General features: G+C 40.3%; 12 protein-coding genes. 4 read left to right on the plus strand and 8 right to left on the minus strand.

What is annotated here, in order from left to right; all coding sequences use genetic code 11:
• Positions 1–40: 40 nt before the first annotated feature.
• From ACRCA4_RS08385 to ACRCA4_RS08405, 5 genes are all read right to left on the minus strand, one after another.
• Entirely contained in the window at positions 41–1,213 is a 1,173-nt protein-coding gene (locus ACRCA4_RS08385; RefSeq protein ID WP_433186849.1) for a DUF6136 family protein, read from the minus strand.
• Entirely contained in the window at positions 1,134–1,718 is a 585-nt protein-coding gene (locus ACRCA4_RS08390; RefSeq protein ID WP_433186851.1) for an ABC transporter ATP-binding protein, read from the minus strand. The genes ACRCA4_RS08385 and ACRCA4_RS08390 overlap by 80 nt, the downstream gene beginning before the upstream one ends.
• Positions 1,719–1,822: 104 nt before the next feature.
• Positions 1,823–4,876: an efflux RND transporter permease subunit gene (locus tag ACRCA4_RS08395; protein WP_433186854.1), complete on the minus strand. Its 3,054-nt coding sequence runs from the start codon at positions 4,874–4,876 to the stop codon at positions 1,823–1,825.
• Positions 4,873–8,166 (minus strand): efflux RND transporter permease subunit, encoded by a 3,294-nt coding sequence (locus tag ACRCA4_RS08400; protein ID WP_433186857.1) that lies wholly within the window; start codon positions 8,164–8,166, stop codon positions 4,873–4,875. Before ACRCA4_RS08400 ends, ACRCA4_RS08395 begins: the two co-directional genes overlap by 4 nt.
• 50 nt (positions 8,167–8,216) lie before the next feature.
• Entirely contained in the window at positions 8,217–9,272 is a 1,056-nt protein-coding gene (locus ACRCA4_RS08405; RefSeq protein ID WP_433186860.1) for an efflux RND transporter periplasmic adaptor subunit, read from the minus strand.
• Positions 9,273–9,562: 290 nt separating this feature from the next.
• Between ACRCA4_RS08405 and ACRCA4_RS08410 the strand changes: the two genes are divergently transcribed.
• Both ACRCA4_RS08410 and ACRCA4_RS08415 read left to right on the plus strand, forming a co-directional pair.
• Positions 9,563–11,032: an OmpP1/FadL family transporter gene (locus tag ACRCA4_RS08410; protein ID WP_433186863.1), complete on the plus strand. Its 1,470-nt coding sequence runs from the start codon at positions 9,563–9,565 to the stop codon at positions 11,030–11,032.
• Between the two features lie 245 nt (positions 11,033–11,277).
• Positions 11,278–12,504, plus strand: coding sequence for an ectonucleotide pyrophosphatase/phosphodiesterase (locus tag ACRCA4_RS08415; RefSeq protein ID WP_433186866.1), 1,227 nt, complete (start codon positions 11,278–11,280; stop codon positions 12,502–12,504).
• On the opposite strand, the gene ACRCA4_RS08420 is transcribed toward ACRCA4_RS08415, so the two are convergent.
• Entirely contained in the window at positions 12,501–12,914 is a 414-nt protein-coding gene (locus ACRCA4_RS08420) for a GNAT family N-acetyltransferase (protein WP_433186869.1), read from the minus strand. The genes ACRCA4_RS08415 and ACRCA4_RS08420 overlap by 4 nt on opposite strands.
• Positions 12,915–13,038: 124 nt before the next feature.
• On the opposite strand from ACRCA4_RS08420, the gene ACRCA4_RS08425 reads away from it, so the two are divergent.
• Complete coding sequence (locus tag ACRCA4_RS08425) at positions 13,039–13,785, plus strand: pseudouridine synthase (RefSeq protein WP_433186872.1); 747 nt, start codon at positions 13,039–13,041, stop codon at positions 13,783–13,785.
• A gap of 51 nt (positions 13,786–13,836) precedes the next feature.
• Complete coding sequence (gene dinF / locus ACRCA4_RS08430; protein ID WP_433186874.1) at positions 13,837–15,174, plus strand: MATE family efflux transporter DinF; 1,338 nt, start codon at positions 13,837–13,839, stop codon at positions 15,172–15,174.
• A gap of 89 nt (positions 15,175–15,263) precedes the next feature.
• Here dinF and ACRCA4_RS08435 read toward each other — a convergent pair whose 3' ends face one another.
• Both ACRCA4_RS08435 and ACRCA4_RS08440 read right to left on the minus strand, forming a co-directional pair.
• The gene (locus ACRCA4_RS08435; RefSeq protein ID WP_433186877.1) at positions 15,264–16,574 is read right to left on the minus strand and encodes a hemolysin family protein; all 1,311 of its coding nucleotides are present in this window, start codon (positions 16,572–16,574) and stop codon (positions 15,264–15,266) included.
• Positions 16,575–16,714: 140 nt separating this feature from the next.
• Complete coding sequence (locus ACRCA4_RS08440; RefSeq protein ID WP_433186879.1) at positions 16,715–17,980, minus strand: Nramp family divalent metal transporter; 1,266 nt, start codon at positions 17,978–17,980, stop codon at positions 16,715–16,717.
• Between the last annotated feature and the right edge of the window lie 75 nt (positions 17,981–18,055).

Raw genomic sequence — 18,055 nt, forward strand, 5'->3', positions numbered from 1 at the left:
TGAGTTATAGAGTAAGTAAAGTGCTCTTAGAGTGCAACAGCTATAAACGTGAGATCCCAACAACGATAACAAAGCTAAATAACCAAGCAAAAATTAAATAATTAGGTCGAGTTTTTATTATATAAAAACAACCTAACAGCACCGAAAAGTGCACTAATGCCATCACTAGACTGGCTGAAATAAATGCAAACAACAAAAACACCAATAAGCCTGCCACCACTAAAAACAGGTTTTTAATCATATTAAAAGCAGGGAAAATGGCAAACAAAGTGTAAAAGTGCTGATTGTTTTTTATTTGCCTGTTTAACTCTAATGGTAAAGCAGTCACCACCAGCACTAACAACTGGCCACAAAATAAAAACACAAACGGTGCTAGATCGGGCCTTTGCTGAACAAAGCTATGGCTAATAAGCAAACTTATTCCCGTTACAGCCAGCACTAAAAGAGGGGTCCGACTATGCTGGCGCCAAAAATCTAACCAAAAGTTATAAGCAGAATAAGCTGTTACTTTGTGCCTTAGCTGACTCTTAAACATAACAGATATTTTAGGCATAAGCTGAAACAGAGCTAAAAGCAATAAGGGTAAAAGCAGCCCTAGTTCTACACTTAGTATAAACTCAGTTTGTGCGACGACAAACAGCAAGGCTAAAGCCAAGTAAAGTTGGCGAGATGACGTAAAAGCCATAATAGAAAATACAATCTGTAACAGCAGTAGCAACAACATGTGTGGAATGTCGATCCAATGCTTTATATTGACAGATCCAATAAGAATAATATGCAGCAATAACATTGGGTTACAAAGGCAAGCTAACAAGATGTCAGTTAGTTTGGCCAGCCAAACTTTATCGGTAAGTGACTGGGTAAATGTAATAAAGCGCTGACCTGTAATCGCAGCTTTGCATAAGCCTAAACAAACTGTTTGAAAAAGTAATAAACCGGCCACAAAGTGCATCGCTTCACTTTTAGTCAGCTTATTTTCAAACAGCATGCCAAAACCGAGCAAAGCAAGATAAAAAACCACTGGTATTGCCGAGCCTAAGATGCCAAGCAAAAACAGTGATAAGCCTGATAATTGCGCCAGCCAATGCTTTATCTCAAACCTGAACAGTTCAAAGCGATAACTAATATAACGACTAATCACCGCGAATACTCTGCAATTTAAAGCCTTTATCAGTAAAAACGGCAGGTTCATTACTTGCAATAATAATATCACCAGAAAAGTCCTCAATAGCCTGCCATAAAGCCTTACAGCTGTTGTCATCTAAAGCAATATTAGGTTCATCTAGTAACAATAAACTGGGGTTACGCATAAAGGCATTGATTAAATGCGCCTTTTTTAAATTACCAGCCGATAATTGATCTAGGGTCTTATCTAGGTGTGGTGTTAAGCCAAAAGCAGCGATTAGCTTATCGGGAAAATCTAGTTGCCACATGCTTTGGGTTAATAAAAACAACTTCCTTACTGTTAAAAAGTTTGGGATCCTAATAGCATCTGATGCTATTGCGGTTATCGACTGCGGCGAAGTTAACTTCTTTCCTTGCCACAACACTTGGCCAGAATCAGGCTTAGTTAAGCCCGCTAAAATAAATAAAAAGGTTGTTTTGCCACTGCCATTTGCCCCGATAATGCAACTGCGATTGTTGGCAAACTGTAACGATAACTCTTTAATAACAGGCTGTTGGCCATAGTGTTTAACAAGGTTACGGACACTTAACATTACCTTACTTCCATTACTGCAACTTCATTACTTCAGCTGCATTACTAAATGCAAACTGCTAAAGCTATATTAAAAAACAGCTTTAGCATAATTAACGGAGCCAATTAAATAAATATTTTATTGGCCCAGCGGTTAGCCGTTTGGCGCCAACTTAACCATTTTTCATTAATTTTAATTAACCCCCAATAAGTCAGTGGTACTAACACTAAACTGGTTAAAGTAGAAAACAATAAGCCACCGACTATCGCAATGGCCATAGGCGCATAACTTGGGCCATCACCACCTATTTGAGTGCCACCAAAGGCTAAGGGAACTAGGCCTAATACTGTAGTTGATACCGTCATTAAAATAGGCCGTAATCGTGACTCACTAGCCTCAATAATAATGTCGACTAATGCTTTTTCAGGGCTAGCTTGACGATCTTGATTAATTCTATCCACCAAAACAATACCGTTGTTTACCATTATGCCTAATAACACCAACATACCTATCATACCCATTATCCCCATGCTGGTGCCGGTAAATAAGAAGGTCCAATAAACACCAACAAAAGAAAATAACAAGGAACCAATTACCGCTGTAGGTAATAAAAGTGACTCAAACAAGGCTGCCATAACCAGATAAATCATTGCTATAGCAAGTAACATATTTACCATCATAACTTGCTGTGATTCATCTTGACGCGAAAAGCTGCCTTGGAATGACCAACTATAACCTGGGGGTAAAGCTAGACTATCCATAACCTGTTTAATGTCATCCCGCACCTTATCCATAGTCGCGTCGTTACTTAAATTCATTCGTATAGCAATACCGGTTTGCCGATTAAAACGGCTAATTCTATCTAGCCTTGGCGCTACACTAATCGTTGCTAACTGGCTTAAACTAATAACAACGCCTTGTTTATTTAAAATAGGTAAAGCTGCAAGCTCTGAGCGTGAGGTGCTTATCCGTTCGTCATAGAGTACACGCATCATTAACTCACCCTGTTCGGCGCTACGGAAGGTTCTTAAGTTGCGTCCTCTTAGCGCCAACGACACAGCGTCAGCAACCTGCTGAGCACTTAAACCATGGCGTTGCAGCTGGGCTAGTTGCAAACGAATTTGCAATTCTTGCTGACCATTGCTGATTTCTGAACTCACGTCTTGCAAACCGGAGATCTGCGCTAAAATAGGCTCAACATCTTTTGCTAACCGCATAAGAACTTCGGTTGAGCGGCCTAATAAATGCACTTGTAGGCCATCGTTACTGCCCCAGCCAAAAGTAGGTTTAGCGCGCACAAGCTGTGGCCAATCTTGTTTAATAGCCTGCTTTAAGTCAGCTATAGGTTGCTTAATCGGTTGACGTAAGATAATAGTTGATGATGCATCACCCGCTCGGTAGTAACTATAAACAGACTCTATTTCAAATTTTTCTTGGTTAGCATATAAATACTCTTCCATTCTTATTACTTCGGCTTCTACTTCTGCTAATGCATAATTACCTTGAATATTATAATTAACAAAAATGCGGCTTGTTTCTTGATCGTCATCATCTCCACCAGATACACCGCCAATTGGAATAACAATGCTGACTAAAATTAACATAGCAAAAAAACTAGCCCAGCGTGGATAAGCCATAACACGACTTAAAATTCGTCGGTAAGCCCGTTCAATTTTAGTTGGCCCTGCCTGGCTAGCTAAACGCATATTAAGCTTAGTTGTTAGCAAAGGAATAAGGGTTAAAGCCATTAATAAACTAATGGCTAAACATAAACAAATAGCGATAGCCACATGCTCAAGAAATATGGTTAGCTGCATCTTTTGACCAATAATGTTGGGCAAAAAAACAATAGCGGTAGTGGCTGTACCTGCGACTACCGCTAAACTAACACGACGCACACCTTTAGCGGTTGCAGCTTTAATATCGCCACCTAAAGAGCGCTCTCTAAAGATACTTTCCGTTACTACTACCGCATTATCTACTAGCATACCTATGGCTAACATTAGGCCCATCATGCTTAAAATATTTAAGCTGTAGTCTAAAAAAAACATAATGCCCAAGGCGATACAAATAGAAACAGGCACAGCTAGCACAACAACCATAGTGCTACCTAAGTGACGTAAAAAAGCATAGAGCACTAAAAAAGATAACAAGGCACCAATAGCGCCAGCAGTTAATAAATCGGCTAAAGAGGTCGTTACCCCTTCGGCCATATTGTCCATAATATATAAACTAATACCGTTAAAGGCAGGATCTTTATCCACAGCAGCCACTACCGCTAATGCTGCCTTAGCTACCTCAACTAAATTTGCGCCAGACTCTTTATAGATATTCATGCCTACTGCATAGGTTTGGTCTAAATGTCGGCCATCTTCAGCCTTAGGTAGCTCTAGGGCGACTGTCGCGACTTCACTTAGGGTTAGCCCCGCTCTTAAAGGTAAAGCGGCAATTTGGCTTAATTGACTATATTCACCTACAGGTTTTACTAAAATACTATTATTACCATTACGTAATTCGCCAGCGGTTAGCGCAAAGTTATTTTGTTGCAAAATAGTGGCTATAAAGTCTGCATCAACATTTAAAGCTCGCATTTTATCTGGGTTAAGCCTAATAATAACTTGTCGTTTTTGTACACCATAGAGTTCAACCTTAGACACGCCACGAACTCGCTCTAACGGCCGTTTAATTTGCCGCTCTAATAAGTCGTATGCCATGGCTAAATCTCTTTGACTAGAAATCCGTAACTGAAAAATGGGCATATCATTAGTATTAAATTGAAACACTAATACCCGCTCAACATCTTTGGGTAATAAGTGTCTTATGCTATCTAACCGTTCACGCACCTCGATACTTTTACTATTAATATCTTGTTCCCAGTCAAACTCTAACGACACCTCAGCACTATTTTCATTAGACCAAGAACGCATTTGTTTAATGCCGGTGACTGTGGCTAATGCTTCTTCTAATGGCCGCGTAATTAAACGCTCTATTTCAGCAGGAGTAGCATTGGCATAAGGCACGTTAATAAAAATTTGCGGTATGTCTATGCCTGGAAACTTCTCTAACGGCAGCATTCTGCTACCTAAGATGCCAAATACTAAAAGCGATAAAAACAACATACAGATAGTAACCGGTCTTGCCAGAGCAAAACGGGTTAATGCTAAAGGTTCTTGCTTCATAACAATGACTCCTGAGCTTTAGCATTGTTGCTTTGTTGCGCGGGTGTTTTTGAGGCTGTAGTTGATTTATCTTTACTGACTAAATGATAAAGCACCGGAATAAAAACCAGGGTTAGCAAGGTTGATAATGCTAAACCAAAGATCACTGTTATCGCCATGGGGGTTCTAATTTCACTACCCTCACCGCCCAAGGCCATAGGCAATAAGCCTAAAATAGTCGTTAAGGTTGTCATTAGCACCGGTCTTAAGCGGCTACTGCCAGCTGCAATAATTGCTTGTTGTAATGCAATGCCTTCGCCGCGGAGCTGGTTTATTCTGTCAATTAATACAATGGCATTATTTACCACTATACCTGCCAACATAATTAAGCCGATAAACACAATGACAGATATCCGTGTGTCGGTTAACCACAAGCCTAATATTGCCCCTGCGCCAGCTAAGGGTACGGTAAATAAAATTAATAACGGCTGTAGTAAGTTTTCAAACTGCGATGCCATGACTAAATAAACTAAAAATATCGCCAATAACAAGGCCATTACTAAAGAATGATAAGCCCGGTCCATTTCTTCACTTTGCCCGGCGACAATAGCAGTAACGCCATAAGATAACGGCTGTTTAGCCAAAATTGCTTGGGCATTTTTAGTTGCTTGATCTATATCACCATATGCTAAATTTGCTGTAACTAGCGCCACCCGCTGTTGGCCAATACGGGTAATTTCACTAGGTCCCACTTCTTGTTTGATCTGTGCGACTGCTGATAATGGCAAGGGCTTGCTGCTATTAGGATTTATAATTAACTGAGCTAACTGCTGCTGTGACTGCCGATAAGCCTCGTCTAAGCGAACTCGAATATCCACTTTACGATCATCAATAGAATACTGCCCCGCAAGCTCTCCACCCACATAAGCGGCAACACGTTTGGCAATATCATGTGAATTTAAGCCCAACTGCGACAACCTATCATGATTAAAATATAAGCTAATCTCAGGTTGTCCCGGACGTAAGCTAGACTTTATATCGGTAAACTGTGGCTCTTGCCCTAAGCTTACGACTAAGGCATCAGCAGCTTGTTTTAATTGATTAAGCTCATAGCCAGTTAATTCAATTTGCAACGGCGTACTAAAGCTTAATAATTGTGGCTGATCTATTTTTACCGTTACATCTGGCCATAAGGCTAACTCTTGGCGTAAAAGCTCAGTTAACTGCTGTTGTTGTTCAGCGGTTGTTTCTGGCTTTAACACAACATTAAGCCGGCCCCAATGACTACCACCAATACTAGGATCAACCGTCATCTGAGCCCCAGTACCGGATTGGGCATAGGTTTTCTCAACCCCTGCTTGTTCTTTTACTAACAAGGCTAAGCGTGTCATAAGTTTATCGGTTTGCTCAATGGCACTGCCAACAGGTAATTGCACCTCAACATAGAACTCACCTTGATTCATGCTCGGAATAACATCTGCACCTAAGCGGGGCAATAAGGTGTAACAAGCTGCTGCTATAAGTAAGGTTAAACCAATACTGACACTTTTTAAGGCTAAAGCAGCTTGTAATAACCTAAGATAACCTTGTTCTATTTTGGCTAATAACCAGCGCACAGCAGCTAACAGCGGTTTAAATAATAAAACTAAACCGCCAGACACTAATCGGCCGACTAAAGTAAATAAAGTAATAATTGAAATAACAAGGGTTTTAACGGCTTGGCTAAATAATCGAAGCGGTAAAGTAGGCCAATAATACCAAGCTTTTTTGCCACTGTTTTGCATGGCCGTTAGTGCGGGTTTAGCTGGTTGAGGAGCCGCCTTTGTTTGGCGTTCTCGTGCTGCCATAGTTGGAATTAACGTTAAAGCCACTAGCAGTGACGCTAATAAAGCAAAGGTTACCGTTAAGGCTTGATCTCGAAATAATTGGCCGGCGATCCCTTGAACAAACACCAATGGAAAAAAGACGGCTACCGTGGTTAAGGTAGAAGCCGTAATTGCCATAGACACTTCTTTTGTGCCTAGTTTTGCCGCTTCAAATGCCGTTTTACCCAGTTTTTTATGGCGATCAATATTTTCTAATACCACTATAGCGTTATCAACTAACAAGCCAACAGCTAAAGCAATGCCGCCAAGACTCATCATATTTAATGAAATGCCCTGACCGTACATCAAATTAAAGGTAGCAATAACCGACAATGGAATAGATATAGAGATAATCAGCGTGGCCCAAGCATTACCTAAGAATAAATACAACACCAGCATGGCGAGTAAGCCACCTATTATGGCGGATGATTTTACTTCATCGATAGCTTGTTTAATAAACTCAGACTGGTCATAGACGACATCTAACTGATAATCACTCGGTAATGCCTGCTGTAACTGACTTAGTTGCGATAAAATTGTTTCTGCTACTTTTACCGTATTAGCATCACCCTCTTTATATACCGCGACTTCAATTGCGGCTTTGCCGTTAACATAAGTAATACTTTTACGATCAGTGTAACCGTCTTGCACTTGGGCTACATCAGATAACCGGATCGGATTATTAGCAACATCTACCACATATAAATCTTTAATCTGCTGTAAGTTACTAAACTGATTAATAGTGCGCACTAAATAATCAAAACTGCTGGTTTCTAAACGTCCACCAGACTGATTTAAGTTCTCTTGACGTAAACGCTGACTAATTTGGCTGATATCAAGTTGTAATTGGCTTAACTTGTGCGGATCAACCAAAATTTGAATTTCTTGTTCTAGGCCGCCGTCTGGGCGAACAGCGGCGACACCTTGCAAAGACTCTAAAGCACGACGTAAGTCTTCATCGGCATAAGTACGTAAGCTTACTAATTGCTCAGCAGTTAACGCCTGTTTCGTATCTTTACGACTTAAAGCTAAACGCACTATGGGATCTAAATTCGGATTAAAACGCAGTAGTAAGGGCTTTTCAATTTCTAAGGGTAATAATAAAACGTCTAGCTTTTCTCTTACCTCTAGTGCAGCAATGTCCATATCACTGCCCCACTCAAACTCCATTACAACATCAGAGCGACCAGAGCGAGAAACAGACTGAACTTTACGTACCCCTTTAACAATTCCAATGGCCTCTTCAATTGGTTTGCTCACTAACTGCTCTACTTCTGCAGGCGCTGCGCCTATAAACTCAGTGCGAATAGTTAGTGAAGGGTAAGATAAATCGGGTAATAAGTTTACTGCTAAACGGCCAGCGGCAACTAAACCAAACAGTAGAATCCCCAGCGTAAACATCCATATAGTGACGGGTCTAGTTACAGCAATATCAACTAATTTCATGGTCTCAAATCCTATTTGTTATTATCTTGTATAAAATTGAACCATGAGTGTTAAAACTGACGCACTGCAACAACGCTCACTTGCGCATCCGGTTTTAAAGCCGCCTGCCCTGCAATCACCACTTGTTGATTAAGCTGTAACCCTGAGACTATCTCAACAATATCATCTGACTGATAGCCTAGTTTTACTTGTTGACGAGTCACGGTATTGTCATTAGATACCACAAAAACAGAGGCTTCGTTGTCTGTAGTTATTAGAGCCCGTTTAGGAATTAGCAATGCATTAGGTTTTACATCAAACTGCAACTGAACCTGAGCAAACATCCCTGGTTTTAATTGCAATTGACTATTATCCACTTTTAACACTACACGCACTGTACCTGATGCTGGGTCAACTACAGGAGAAATTCTTACAAGTTCAGCATTAATGGCCTTAGAGCCAACAAAGCGTAAAATAGCATTTTGACCAAGCTCAGCTTGCTTTAAGTGTTGCTCAGGTAAATGAACTATGGCTTCAAGTTGCTGATTTTCTACAATATGAAACAAGCTTCCTGTTTGATACTGACTAATTAATTGGCCAACTTTGGCGTAACGACGGGCAATAACCCCACTTATTGGTGCTGTTATTTCTGTTTCAGTTAATGCTAATTGGGCTAAGTTAACAGAAGCTAGTACCGCATCATATTGCCACTTGAGTTTCTCGAAGTTATCAGCACTAATTAGCTGGCGCTGATACATTTCTTCCATCCGCTTTAACTCGCTACTTAACCGGCTTAATTCAGCCTGCTCTTTTTGTAAACTAAAGCGTTGTCTTTCATTGTCTAAGGTTGCTAATAATTGTCCGGCTTCAACCTGTTGGCCTTCTTCAACTAAAATAGTTTTAACAATACCGGTTGCTTTGCTAACTACTTGAGTTTCAGTACGGGTTTCCAACGTAGCTGTAGTTTGATAACTACTGCTAATTTCACCGCTACGACTGATGCTAGTTTCAATAGGAATAGCCAGAATATCTTCCGCTTTAGTTGCTTGCGCCTCGCTCTTAGCTGGTTGGCAGCCTAGCAATAGCCCTGTTGCTAGTATGGCTGCAATTAAAGCGGTAGTGTTCATTTTTATATCCTTGAGTAAAATATGTCAGTAATAACATGATATAGCAGCCGTCGTGCCACAATTTAAAAGTAAAATATAACACTTATTATCAGCAACTTACAGAATTAACGTTAACTTATATTAACATTCACCCTATGATTATTAGTCAAATAAACTAAACTTTAGTCAAATTAATAAAAAACTACGACCAATGCACAACTTAATAAGAGTTAGTGCATTTACTCTCAGGTCTGACCTTAATATACTTAGGCCTTAATTTATTTAGACTTATCTCTCATAGGGGCATTTTTATGCTTAAAAAAACCACCGTTTCCATTGCTATTATTGCTGCAATATCTAGTCTTAACGCCCAAGCCGAAGGCTATAAATTATTTGAACAATCTGTTAGTAGTATGGGTAATGGTTATGCCGGTCGTGGTGCACAAATCACTGATGCCACTTTAGTTTACTCCAACCCAGCCGCATTAACTCAATTAACAGGTGGCCATTTTTCTGCTGGTGTTAGTCTTATAGATGCCCAAACCAACTATCGCAATATGCAGGCAAGAAGTGCTAACGGCCAAGTTGTTGCAGGCCGAGATGAAGGTCATAATACGTTAACCGAAGCGGTACCTTTCTTATTCTACGCCAACCAATATTCTGAGAAAGTTAGCTGGGGAGTCGGGTTTTATGTGCCCTTTGGCTTATCGTCAGATTACGACAATGATTTTGTCGGCCGTTACTTTGCAGATGAAACCGATATTCAAGTCTTAAGCTTACAACCTGCTATTGGCTATAAATTAAATGATAACTGGTCTATAGGCGCTGCAGTTTCAGTTAACCGTGCTGCCGGAACTTTGTCTAAATATAAAGATCATGCTGGCTTATGTGAACTTGGCGAAGCAACAACAAATGCCATGTTCGGTGCACCTGTTTATAATGATGCCTATTGCCATAGCCAATACGAAGTATCAGGTGATGATATTGCCTTTGGCTACACCTTAGGTATTCACGGTGAACCTATAGCCGGAACCCGACTTGCTTTAAGTTATCATTCACAGGTTCGTTATACCTTAAAGGGCGATTCAACCATTACCAATACGCCTATAACCGGCGCTAACGTCGCTGGTAACCCGAACTTTATGGTTGTTGCACCACATTTACCTGCGATAGACTTATCAACCGGCAAATTAGCATCGAATGCCCGTTTAACAGAAGCGAGTAAATTAGGTTTAACAACACCCGCTTCGGCTGCGTTTAGCATTGACCAGCAATTTAGCGATGCCTTTTCATTACAGTTTACTGCGGCTTGGACCGAGTGGAGTAAGTTTGAAAGCATTGATATCGTTAGTAATGATCCTAACCCGAGCATTTCTACTAATACTCAATTACCACAAAACTTAAATTCACCAGGTTATATAGGCTATATTCCAGAGCAATGGCAAAACTCTTGGTCATATGCTCTGGGCGCGACTTATGTTTTACAACCGGAATTAACCTTAAAAGCCGGTATTGCTTATGATGAAAATCCTATCCCACAATCACACAAAACTGCGCGGATCCCAACGGATCATAGAACTTGGTTAACTGTGGGTGCAAATTGGGCATTAAGCGATAAAGTTAGCCTAGACATTGCTTACGGCTATTTATTTACCGGTGATGTAAGTATTAATGAGAGCGAATACAACGTGCAAGATCAAAAGCTCTATAACAGCAGCTTAACTGGTGACTACAGCAACAAAGCCCAAGTGTTAGCCATACAAGCTAATTATCGTTTTTAATAGAATAGGTGTTTTAATTAACCTTAAGGCCGTGTATAGCACGGTCTTGTTTTTTAGGTTTTACTAATATATTTACTCGCTTTTTGAACTAGCTATTAAAAAGGCTATGGCATTAACATGGCCTATATAATTGCTTATATTATGTTTGTCATATTTTAGCCCAAATTTCTAACTATACTTTACTCAAGCTAGGCACAAGCAAGCTGCAAGTTAGATATAAATTAAAGCAATAGGTATTCATCACTATGTATAAATGGCTTATTTTAATATTATTAATATTGGCTACACCACTAAAAGCAGAACAAGGCACTGTTATTTTAATTTCAATAGATGGTTTTGCTGCTACCTATTTAGCGCAGTATCCAGCGCCTACTTTAAAAACTTTAGTTGAAAAAGGCCTAACCGCAGAGAGCATGCAGCCAGTTTTTCCCAGTAAAACTTTTCCTAATCATTACAGCATCGTGACCGGTTTATATCCAGCGCAACACGGTATTATTGAAAATTCAATTTATGATCCTGAGTTTAAATCTGTTTTTCGCATTAATAAGCCAAAAGAAGTCACTGACGCTCGCTGGTGGTTTGGCGAGCCTATTTGGGTTACCGCTGAATTACAAGGTGTTAAAGCCGCGACCTATTTTTACCCAGGCTCAGAGGCGGCCATTAAGCAAACTAGGCCAAGCTACTGGCAGGTATATGATGGCAAAGTTAGCAATATACAGCGGGTAAACTCTGTTTTAGACTGGTTAGATTTACCTAAAGCACAGCGCCCTCATTTTATTACTTTATATTTTAGCAGTGTCGATGATGCTGGCCACCGTTTTGGCCCCAACTCTAATGAAGTTAAAGATGCCATAATCGAAGTAGACCAAGCCATTGGCCATTTAATGGCGGGATTAAAACAACGCGGTATTGATCAGAGTATTAATTTAATGATCACATCTGACCATGGTATGGCCGAAGTGCCAGCAGAAAACTCAATTGTGATTGATCGCTATATAAACTATGACGATATTGAACAAGCACTCTTTACCGCTGAAATTGTGTCTATTTTCCCTAAAGCCAATAAGCTAGAAAGTGTATATAAACAGTTAACTACCAAGCTTCCTGCTCAGGCTACAGTGTATAAAAAATCTGAATTACCGGCTCGCTGGCAGTATAAAGATAACCAGAGAATTGCACCGCTCATTGTCGTTCCTGAACTGGGTTGGCGCTTAATTAAACAGCAACATTTAGCAAGATGGCAGGCGCGTCAAGGGGAAGTTAGCGGTAACCACGGTTACGACAATGCCGAAGCTGATATGCAAGCTATTTTTATTGGTCATGGCCCTGCCTTTAAAGCTGGTACTAAGATCCCAAGTTTTAGCAATATCGAGCTGTATAATCTAATGTGTAAGATTTTAAAGATTACTCCAGCCGATAATGCCGGTAATCCTGCTTGGGCAGAGCAGATTTTAAACTTTAATTTAAATTAAAGCTGCTTTTGCATAAAATATTTTGCCCCACCGTCAAACGGGTAATCTGCTTGAGTCCATATAATCTGATAGCCAAGCCGTTGATAAAAAGGTTTGGCTTGAAAGTTAAGAGTATCTAACAACACATAACGACAACCGCGTTGTTTTGCCAGCTGCTCTGCTTCTAATAACATGGCTTTGCCAAGCCCTTTACCGCGATAAGATTCAGCTAACCAAAATGATTCTAAATAAAACCAATTACCAAAGGTTCTACCGGTTAAAGCGGCAATAAGCTCACCTTGGTTATCTAGCTTTTTTAAGCCTAAAGGCTGGCGTAAACTGGCATTCCAATGTAAGGCATTAAATTCAGCAATTTTCTGCTTAGCTAAAACAGCTAAACTATCACTATGATCGGCTATAAAGTCTGACATTTACAAGAGTATCTCTAGCTTGCTTCCTAAGGGTAAGATAGCATAAGCACACTATAAAAATATCATCAGTAGCCCGAATTTTAGCGAAAATGGAGTCTAAGTTTGTTTATAACGAGCCAATATTTTGAATACTAGCCCTCAACGTTTAGCAAAATGGATTGCCGCTAATGGTTATTGTTCAAGGCGCAACGCTGAGCGTTTAATTAGTGCGGGTAAAGTGCAGCTAAATGGCCAACAGGCTAAACATACAGACTTAGTTACACAGGCAGATCACATTAAGATTGAGCAGCAAAGGCTGCTCGCTCAACCACGCCGTGTCTATTATAAGTATCACAAACCTGTTGGTATTGACTGTAATATAAAACCTAGTGATAGTGCGAGCTTGTATCATGTTTTGCAATCACTACCCGAGCGTGTTTTTGCCGTTGGCCGTTTAGATAAAGACTCTAGCGGCTTATTATTACTGACCAATGACGGTTTATTGTGTCAGCGCTTAATTCACCCTGATTTTTATCACCAAAAATCATATCGGGTTTGTGTTGATAAACCTATAGACAGCCGTTTTATAACTCATTTATCTCAAGGTGTCAGTTGGCAGCTCGGTAGTAAAGAATACCGATCTAGGCCCTGCGACGTGCAACCGCTTAGCCACCATGAATTTATAATAACCCTTACCCAAGGCTTGCATCGGCAAATTCGCTATATGTGTAAAAGCCAAGGGCTCAATGTTACTGCGCTATGTCGCATTAGCTTACATAACCTTAAGCTTGCAGATCTAGCTCTGGGCAGCCTTGAGGCCATAAAGGGTGAATGCCTAAATACGCTATTACAGCTAGTGGAGCCCACAACAACAGCGGCTATAAAAGGCTAACTTATCACTAAAAATTGAGTAATCATTTTATTTAACAGGGCCAGAACTGACATGCTTTCGCGTTTTTTAAATCTCTCTTTGCAAAAGAAAATTGGCGCTATAGCCTTACCTATGGTGCTATCAAACCTCTGTGTTCCCCTGCTTGGCTTAGTGGATACGGCTGTTGCTGGCCATTTAGACCAGGCTCACTTTTTAGGTAGTATAGCCCTTGGCAGTAGCGTGATTAGTTTACTTTTCTTTTTACTTAGCTTTCTTCGCATGAGCACCACAGGCTTAACCGCCCAAGCCTATGGGGCTAATAATACTGATGCTCAACTTAACTGTCTTAGCCAAGGGGTTAGTATCGCGTTATTTATTGCCACAATATTGCTGTTACTACAAGTTCCTATAAGCTGGCTATTTTATTTTAGTGATGCCAGCGCCGCCATTAGCGAACAAGCTATTAATTACTTTCAAGTTCGGATCTGGAGCGCACCGGCGCTGCTTACAAACTTAGTATTAATGGGCTGGTTTTTAGGTCAACAAAATGCACGCTACCCTATGTGGATGCTGATTTTTAGTAACAGCATCAATATTGTTTTAGATGTTGTATTCGTTGTCTATTTTCACTGGGATGTAGCAGGTATTGCAGCGGCCTCTGTTATAGCCGACATTGCCGGCTTAGGTTTGGCGATAAGCTTTATATATCGCAGCCCCATGGCCAGTCAGGTTAGTCATCATTTTAAGTTGAAATGGCGACAGTCGTTTAATTTAGCTCAATTTAAGCCGCTATTTTCATTAAATAGAGATATTTTTATTCGCAGTTTATGCTTGCAAGCTGTGTTTCTTTTTATTGCCTTTCAAGGCGCAGCCTATGGCGATAATATCGTAGCAGCTAATGCCGTATTGCTCAGTTTTTTAATGCTAGTGTCTTATGCCTTAGACGGCTTAGCATATGCAGCAGAAAGCATTACCGGTCAAGCTATAGGCCAGCGTAACAGTAATCAATTAATCGATAGCTTAGTGGTTTTAAGTCAGTGGTGTTTAATACTAGCGGTTATGTTTAGTCTTAGTTACGCGGTTGCAGGCCAAGCCTTCGTTAATTTACTCACCTCAATCCCTGAAGTACAAGCAGAAGCCGCTAAATATGTAGCTTGGATGATACTTTTACCCTTGGTCGCAAGTTGGGCCTATTTATTAGATGGTGTCTTTATTGGTGCAACCCAAGGTAAAACCTTGCGTAACACTATGCTGTTGGCTTTAATGGGCTTTGCACTAGTGTTTTTACTTTTTTCCCATTGGCAAAACCATGCTCTGTGGCTGGCTTTATGCGCTTTTATGGCGCTGCGTAGTTTAGGCTTAGCTTTGGTCTTTTGCCGTCAATGGCAACAAAAGCGTTTTATTGCTTAAGCCAAAAGCAAGTAGCTAATGGCTAAGCAATAAACCTAAGCTCGGTTAAGCCTAGCTAAGTCTAACTTAGGCGGACTCATTACGGCTCGCTAAGCACTGATATCAAGAGGATCAGTGCCTACTTTAGTAACTAGTAGCTGGTCAATTTTATAGCTATCAATATCGACAACTTCAAACTTATAGCCTTCGTGAATAACAAAGTCGGTTCGTTTTGGGATCTTGCGTAAGGTGTACATCATAAAACCGGCAATAGTTTCGTAGTTTTCTTGATTAGGAAAATTATCTATCGACAACACCCGCATCACATCTTCAAGCGGTGTTAAGCCTTCAACTAGCCATGAGTTGCTATCACGGGCCACTATTTGATCTTCTTCAGAGTTAACTAACTCACCCATAACAATGCTCATCACATCCTTAAGTGTAATAATACCCACCACTAAAGCGTATTCATTCATTATTACGGCAAAATCAACGCCAGCCGATTTAAAGTGCTCTAGCACTTCGTATAATGACAGGGTATCGGGAATAATTAATGCAGTGCGAACAATCCCTTCTTTATTTAACGATATAGGCTGTTCATGTAAAACCTGCATTAAGATATCACGGGCATCCACATAGCCCACTACATGGTCTAGCACTTGATCACAGACTAAAAACTTAGCATGCGGATGCTGAGCAATTTTATCTTTAATATCTTCAAGTGATTCGCTTTTCATAAAAAACACTAAACTTTCACGCGCTGTCATAGCAGAAGTCACTGTTCGCGACTCCATATCAAATACATTTTCAAGTAGTTGGTGTTCATGCTGTTGTAACACACCTGCTTGAGCTCCTGCTTCCATCATAGCGATAATATCATCAGGTGTAATATCATCTTTGCGCATGGTTGGAACATTAAACAAACTAAAAATCACATTAGCTAAGCCATTAAATAACCATACAAACGGCTTTAATAACATAATTAAAAACAGCATGGGTTTAACCACACGCACAGCTATATATTCAGGCGCTATCATTGCCAGCCGTTTAGGCATTAAGTCAGCAAATAAAATAAATAAGGCCGTAATAAAAAAAACTGACAAGGCAAAAGCCACGTTGGGCATCCAACTTAAGGTTGGAAATAAGCTGTCTAATAATGCGGTGAGTTTAGGCGTAAAAGCAGCTTCACCAATAATACCACCTAAGATGGCAACCGCATTTAAGCCTATTTGTACTATAGTAAAAAAATTTCCCGGCTGTTCTTGCAGCGCTAATACTTTTTCTGCATTTAGGTTGCCGTTACTCACCATAAAGCGCAAACGCATTTTGCGCGCTGCCGCCAAAGCAATTTCAGAAATAGAAAAAAAAGCACTGCCAGCAACCAGCAGTAGCATTAATAAGATATATTCAAAGGTTGTCATTTATACTCCAACTAGCATAGCCAGTTTGATGGCTACTCTACGCGGCTATTATAGCGGTAGTTACGAGTAAAGCCTGCTATCTATCTGCAAAATATCGACAAATATTTTATTTTGTTGGCTTTTTACCGTGAAAATAAAACTTAAAACCAATTAAAGGCTAAGCCTATACTTCTTACACTTAAAATAATGCTTAAACCTAACACTATTGAACCTAAAATATTTTGTTTAATTGAGTTTTTATATTTTCCCAAAATAGTGTGGTTCATCGCTAGTAATAAGCATAAGCAAATTAAAGGCAACAATATGCCATTGGCCACTTGAGCAAACCAGATTATTGAAACAGGTTTAATACCTAAAGAAGCAAAGATCACCCCACTGACAATAATAAACAACCAAGTTAATCGAAATACTGGCTGCTTTAAATCTAAAGGTTTACCGAGTATGCCGGCCATAGCATATGCTGCAGCTAATGGCGCTGTAATAGCTGAGGATAGCCCAGAGGCTAATAAGCCTAAAGATAAGCCCCAGGTTGCAGCTTTACCAAATAAAGGCTCTAACGCAACAGCAAGCTGGCTAACATTTTCTAATTGTATTGCTTGACCAAAAAATGCAGCGGCGGCGGCTGAAACTATAGCAATAGAAATAAGGCCACCTAAAGGTATAGCTACAACAATATCCCGCCGTGCGGCGGTTAACGCATCTGCCACTTTTACCTGATCGGTCGGCCACTTTTGAGCTGCACTCGCTGCGTGCAAAAATAACGAATATGGCACTACACTAGTGCCAATTAAAGCCGCAACCGTTAAAGTGGCGCCGGTTGGGATATTTGGAATTAATGCACCTTGTAATAGACCTAAAATATCAGGCTTAGTTAGTAACATAGTACTGATAAAAGCCAGGCTCATTAAGAGTACTAAGCCAATTAAAAAACGTTCAATTATTTTATATTTACCAAACCATAAAACCGAGGCTGCAATACTACCTAAAATCATTGCCCACGGGTTCAGCGACGTTATCATTGACCAACTTTGTATCCAGTCACTTTCTCCCCAAAGCGTTTCAGCGCCCATAGAAGCGCCAGTTATATTGCCGCCCTGATAAGCACTATTACCTATAACAATGGCAGCGGTAACTAACAGCAGTAATGGCCAGCGCAATAAAGGGTGCTGCACTAGAGTACGTAAGTTCTCACCTAGCCCTTTACCCGTTACTATGCCTAATCTTGCAGCCATTTCTTGTAACACCATAGTGGCACAAACCGATAACACTAACGCCCATAGCAAAGCATAACCAAAATTAGCCCCTGCTAATGAAGCAGAAACAACAGTACCAGGCCCAATAAAGGCAGCTGTTACTAAAACGGCAGGGCCTAAAAACGTTGTTTTATTAGCTGAATTTTTTGCCATTTTCATTACCCTATTTAGCTGCTATTGTTTATTAGCTTAAAACTTTAAATTTACGTTACTTTAGCACAGGTTTTT

This window comes from Rheinheimera sp. WS51, assembly GCF_050936095.1.
GTDB lineage: Bacteria > Pseudomonadota > Gammaproteobacteria > Enterobacterales > Alteromonadaceae > Alishewanella.

Bases quoted from the DNA above. Each gene is read 5' to 3' on its own strand.
- ACRCA4_RS08390 (WP_433186851.1), bottom strand. From the start codon at position 1,718: ATGTTAAGTGTCCGTAACCTTGTTAAACACTATGGCCAACAGCCTGTT.
- ACRCA4_RS08395 (WP_433186854.1), bottom strand. From the start codon at position 4,876: ATGAAGCAAGAACCTTTAGCATTAACCCGTTTTGCTCTGGCAAGACCG.
- ACRCA4_RS08400 (WP_433186857.1), bottom strand. From the start codon at position 8,166: ATGAAATTAGTTGATATTGCTGTAACTAGACCCGTCACTATATGGATG.
- ACRCA4_RS08405 (WP_433186860.1), bottom strand. From the start codon at position 9,272: ATGAACACTACCGCTTTAATTGCAGCCATACTAGCAACAGGGCTATTG.
- ACRCA4_RS08410 (WP_433186863.1), top strand. From the start codon at position 9,563: ATGCTTAAAAAAACCACCGTTTCCATTGCTATTATTGCTGCAATATCT.
- ACRCA4_RS08415 (WP_433186866.1), top strand. From the start codon at position 11,278: ATGTATAAATGGCTTATTTTAATATTATTAATATTGGCTACACCACTA.
- ACRCA4_RS08420 (WP_433186869.1), bottom strand. From the start codon at position 12,914: ATGTCAGACTTTATAGCCGATCATAGTGATAGTTTAGCTGTTTTAGCT.
- dinF (WP_433186874.1), top strand. From the start codon at position 13,837: ATGCTTTCGCGTTTTTTAAATCTCTCTTTGCAAAAGAAAATTGGCGCT.
- ACRCA4_RS08435 (WP_433186877.1), bottom strand. From the start codon at position 16,574: ATGACAACCTTTGAATATATCTTATTAATGCTACTGCTGGTTGCTGGC.
- ACRCA4_RS08440 (WP_433186879.1), bottom strand. From the start codon at position 17,980: ATGGCAAAAAATTCAGCTAATAAAACAACGTTTTTAGGCCCTGCCGTT.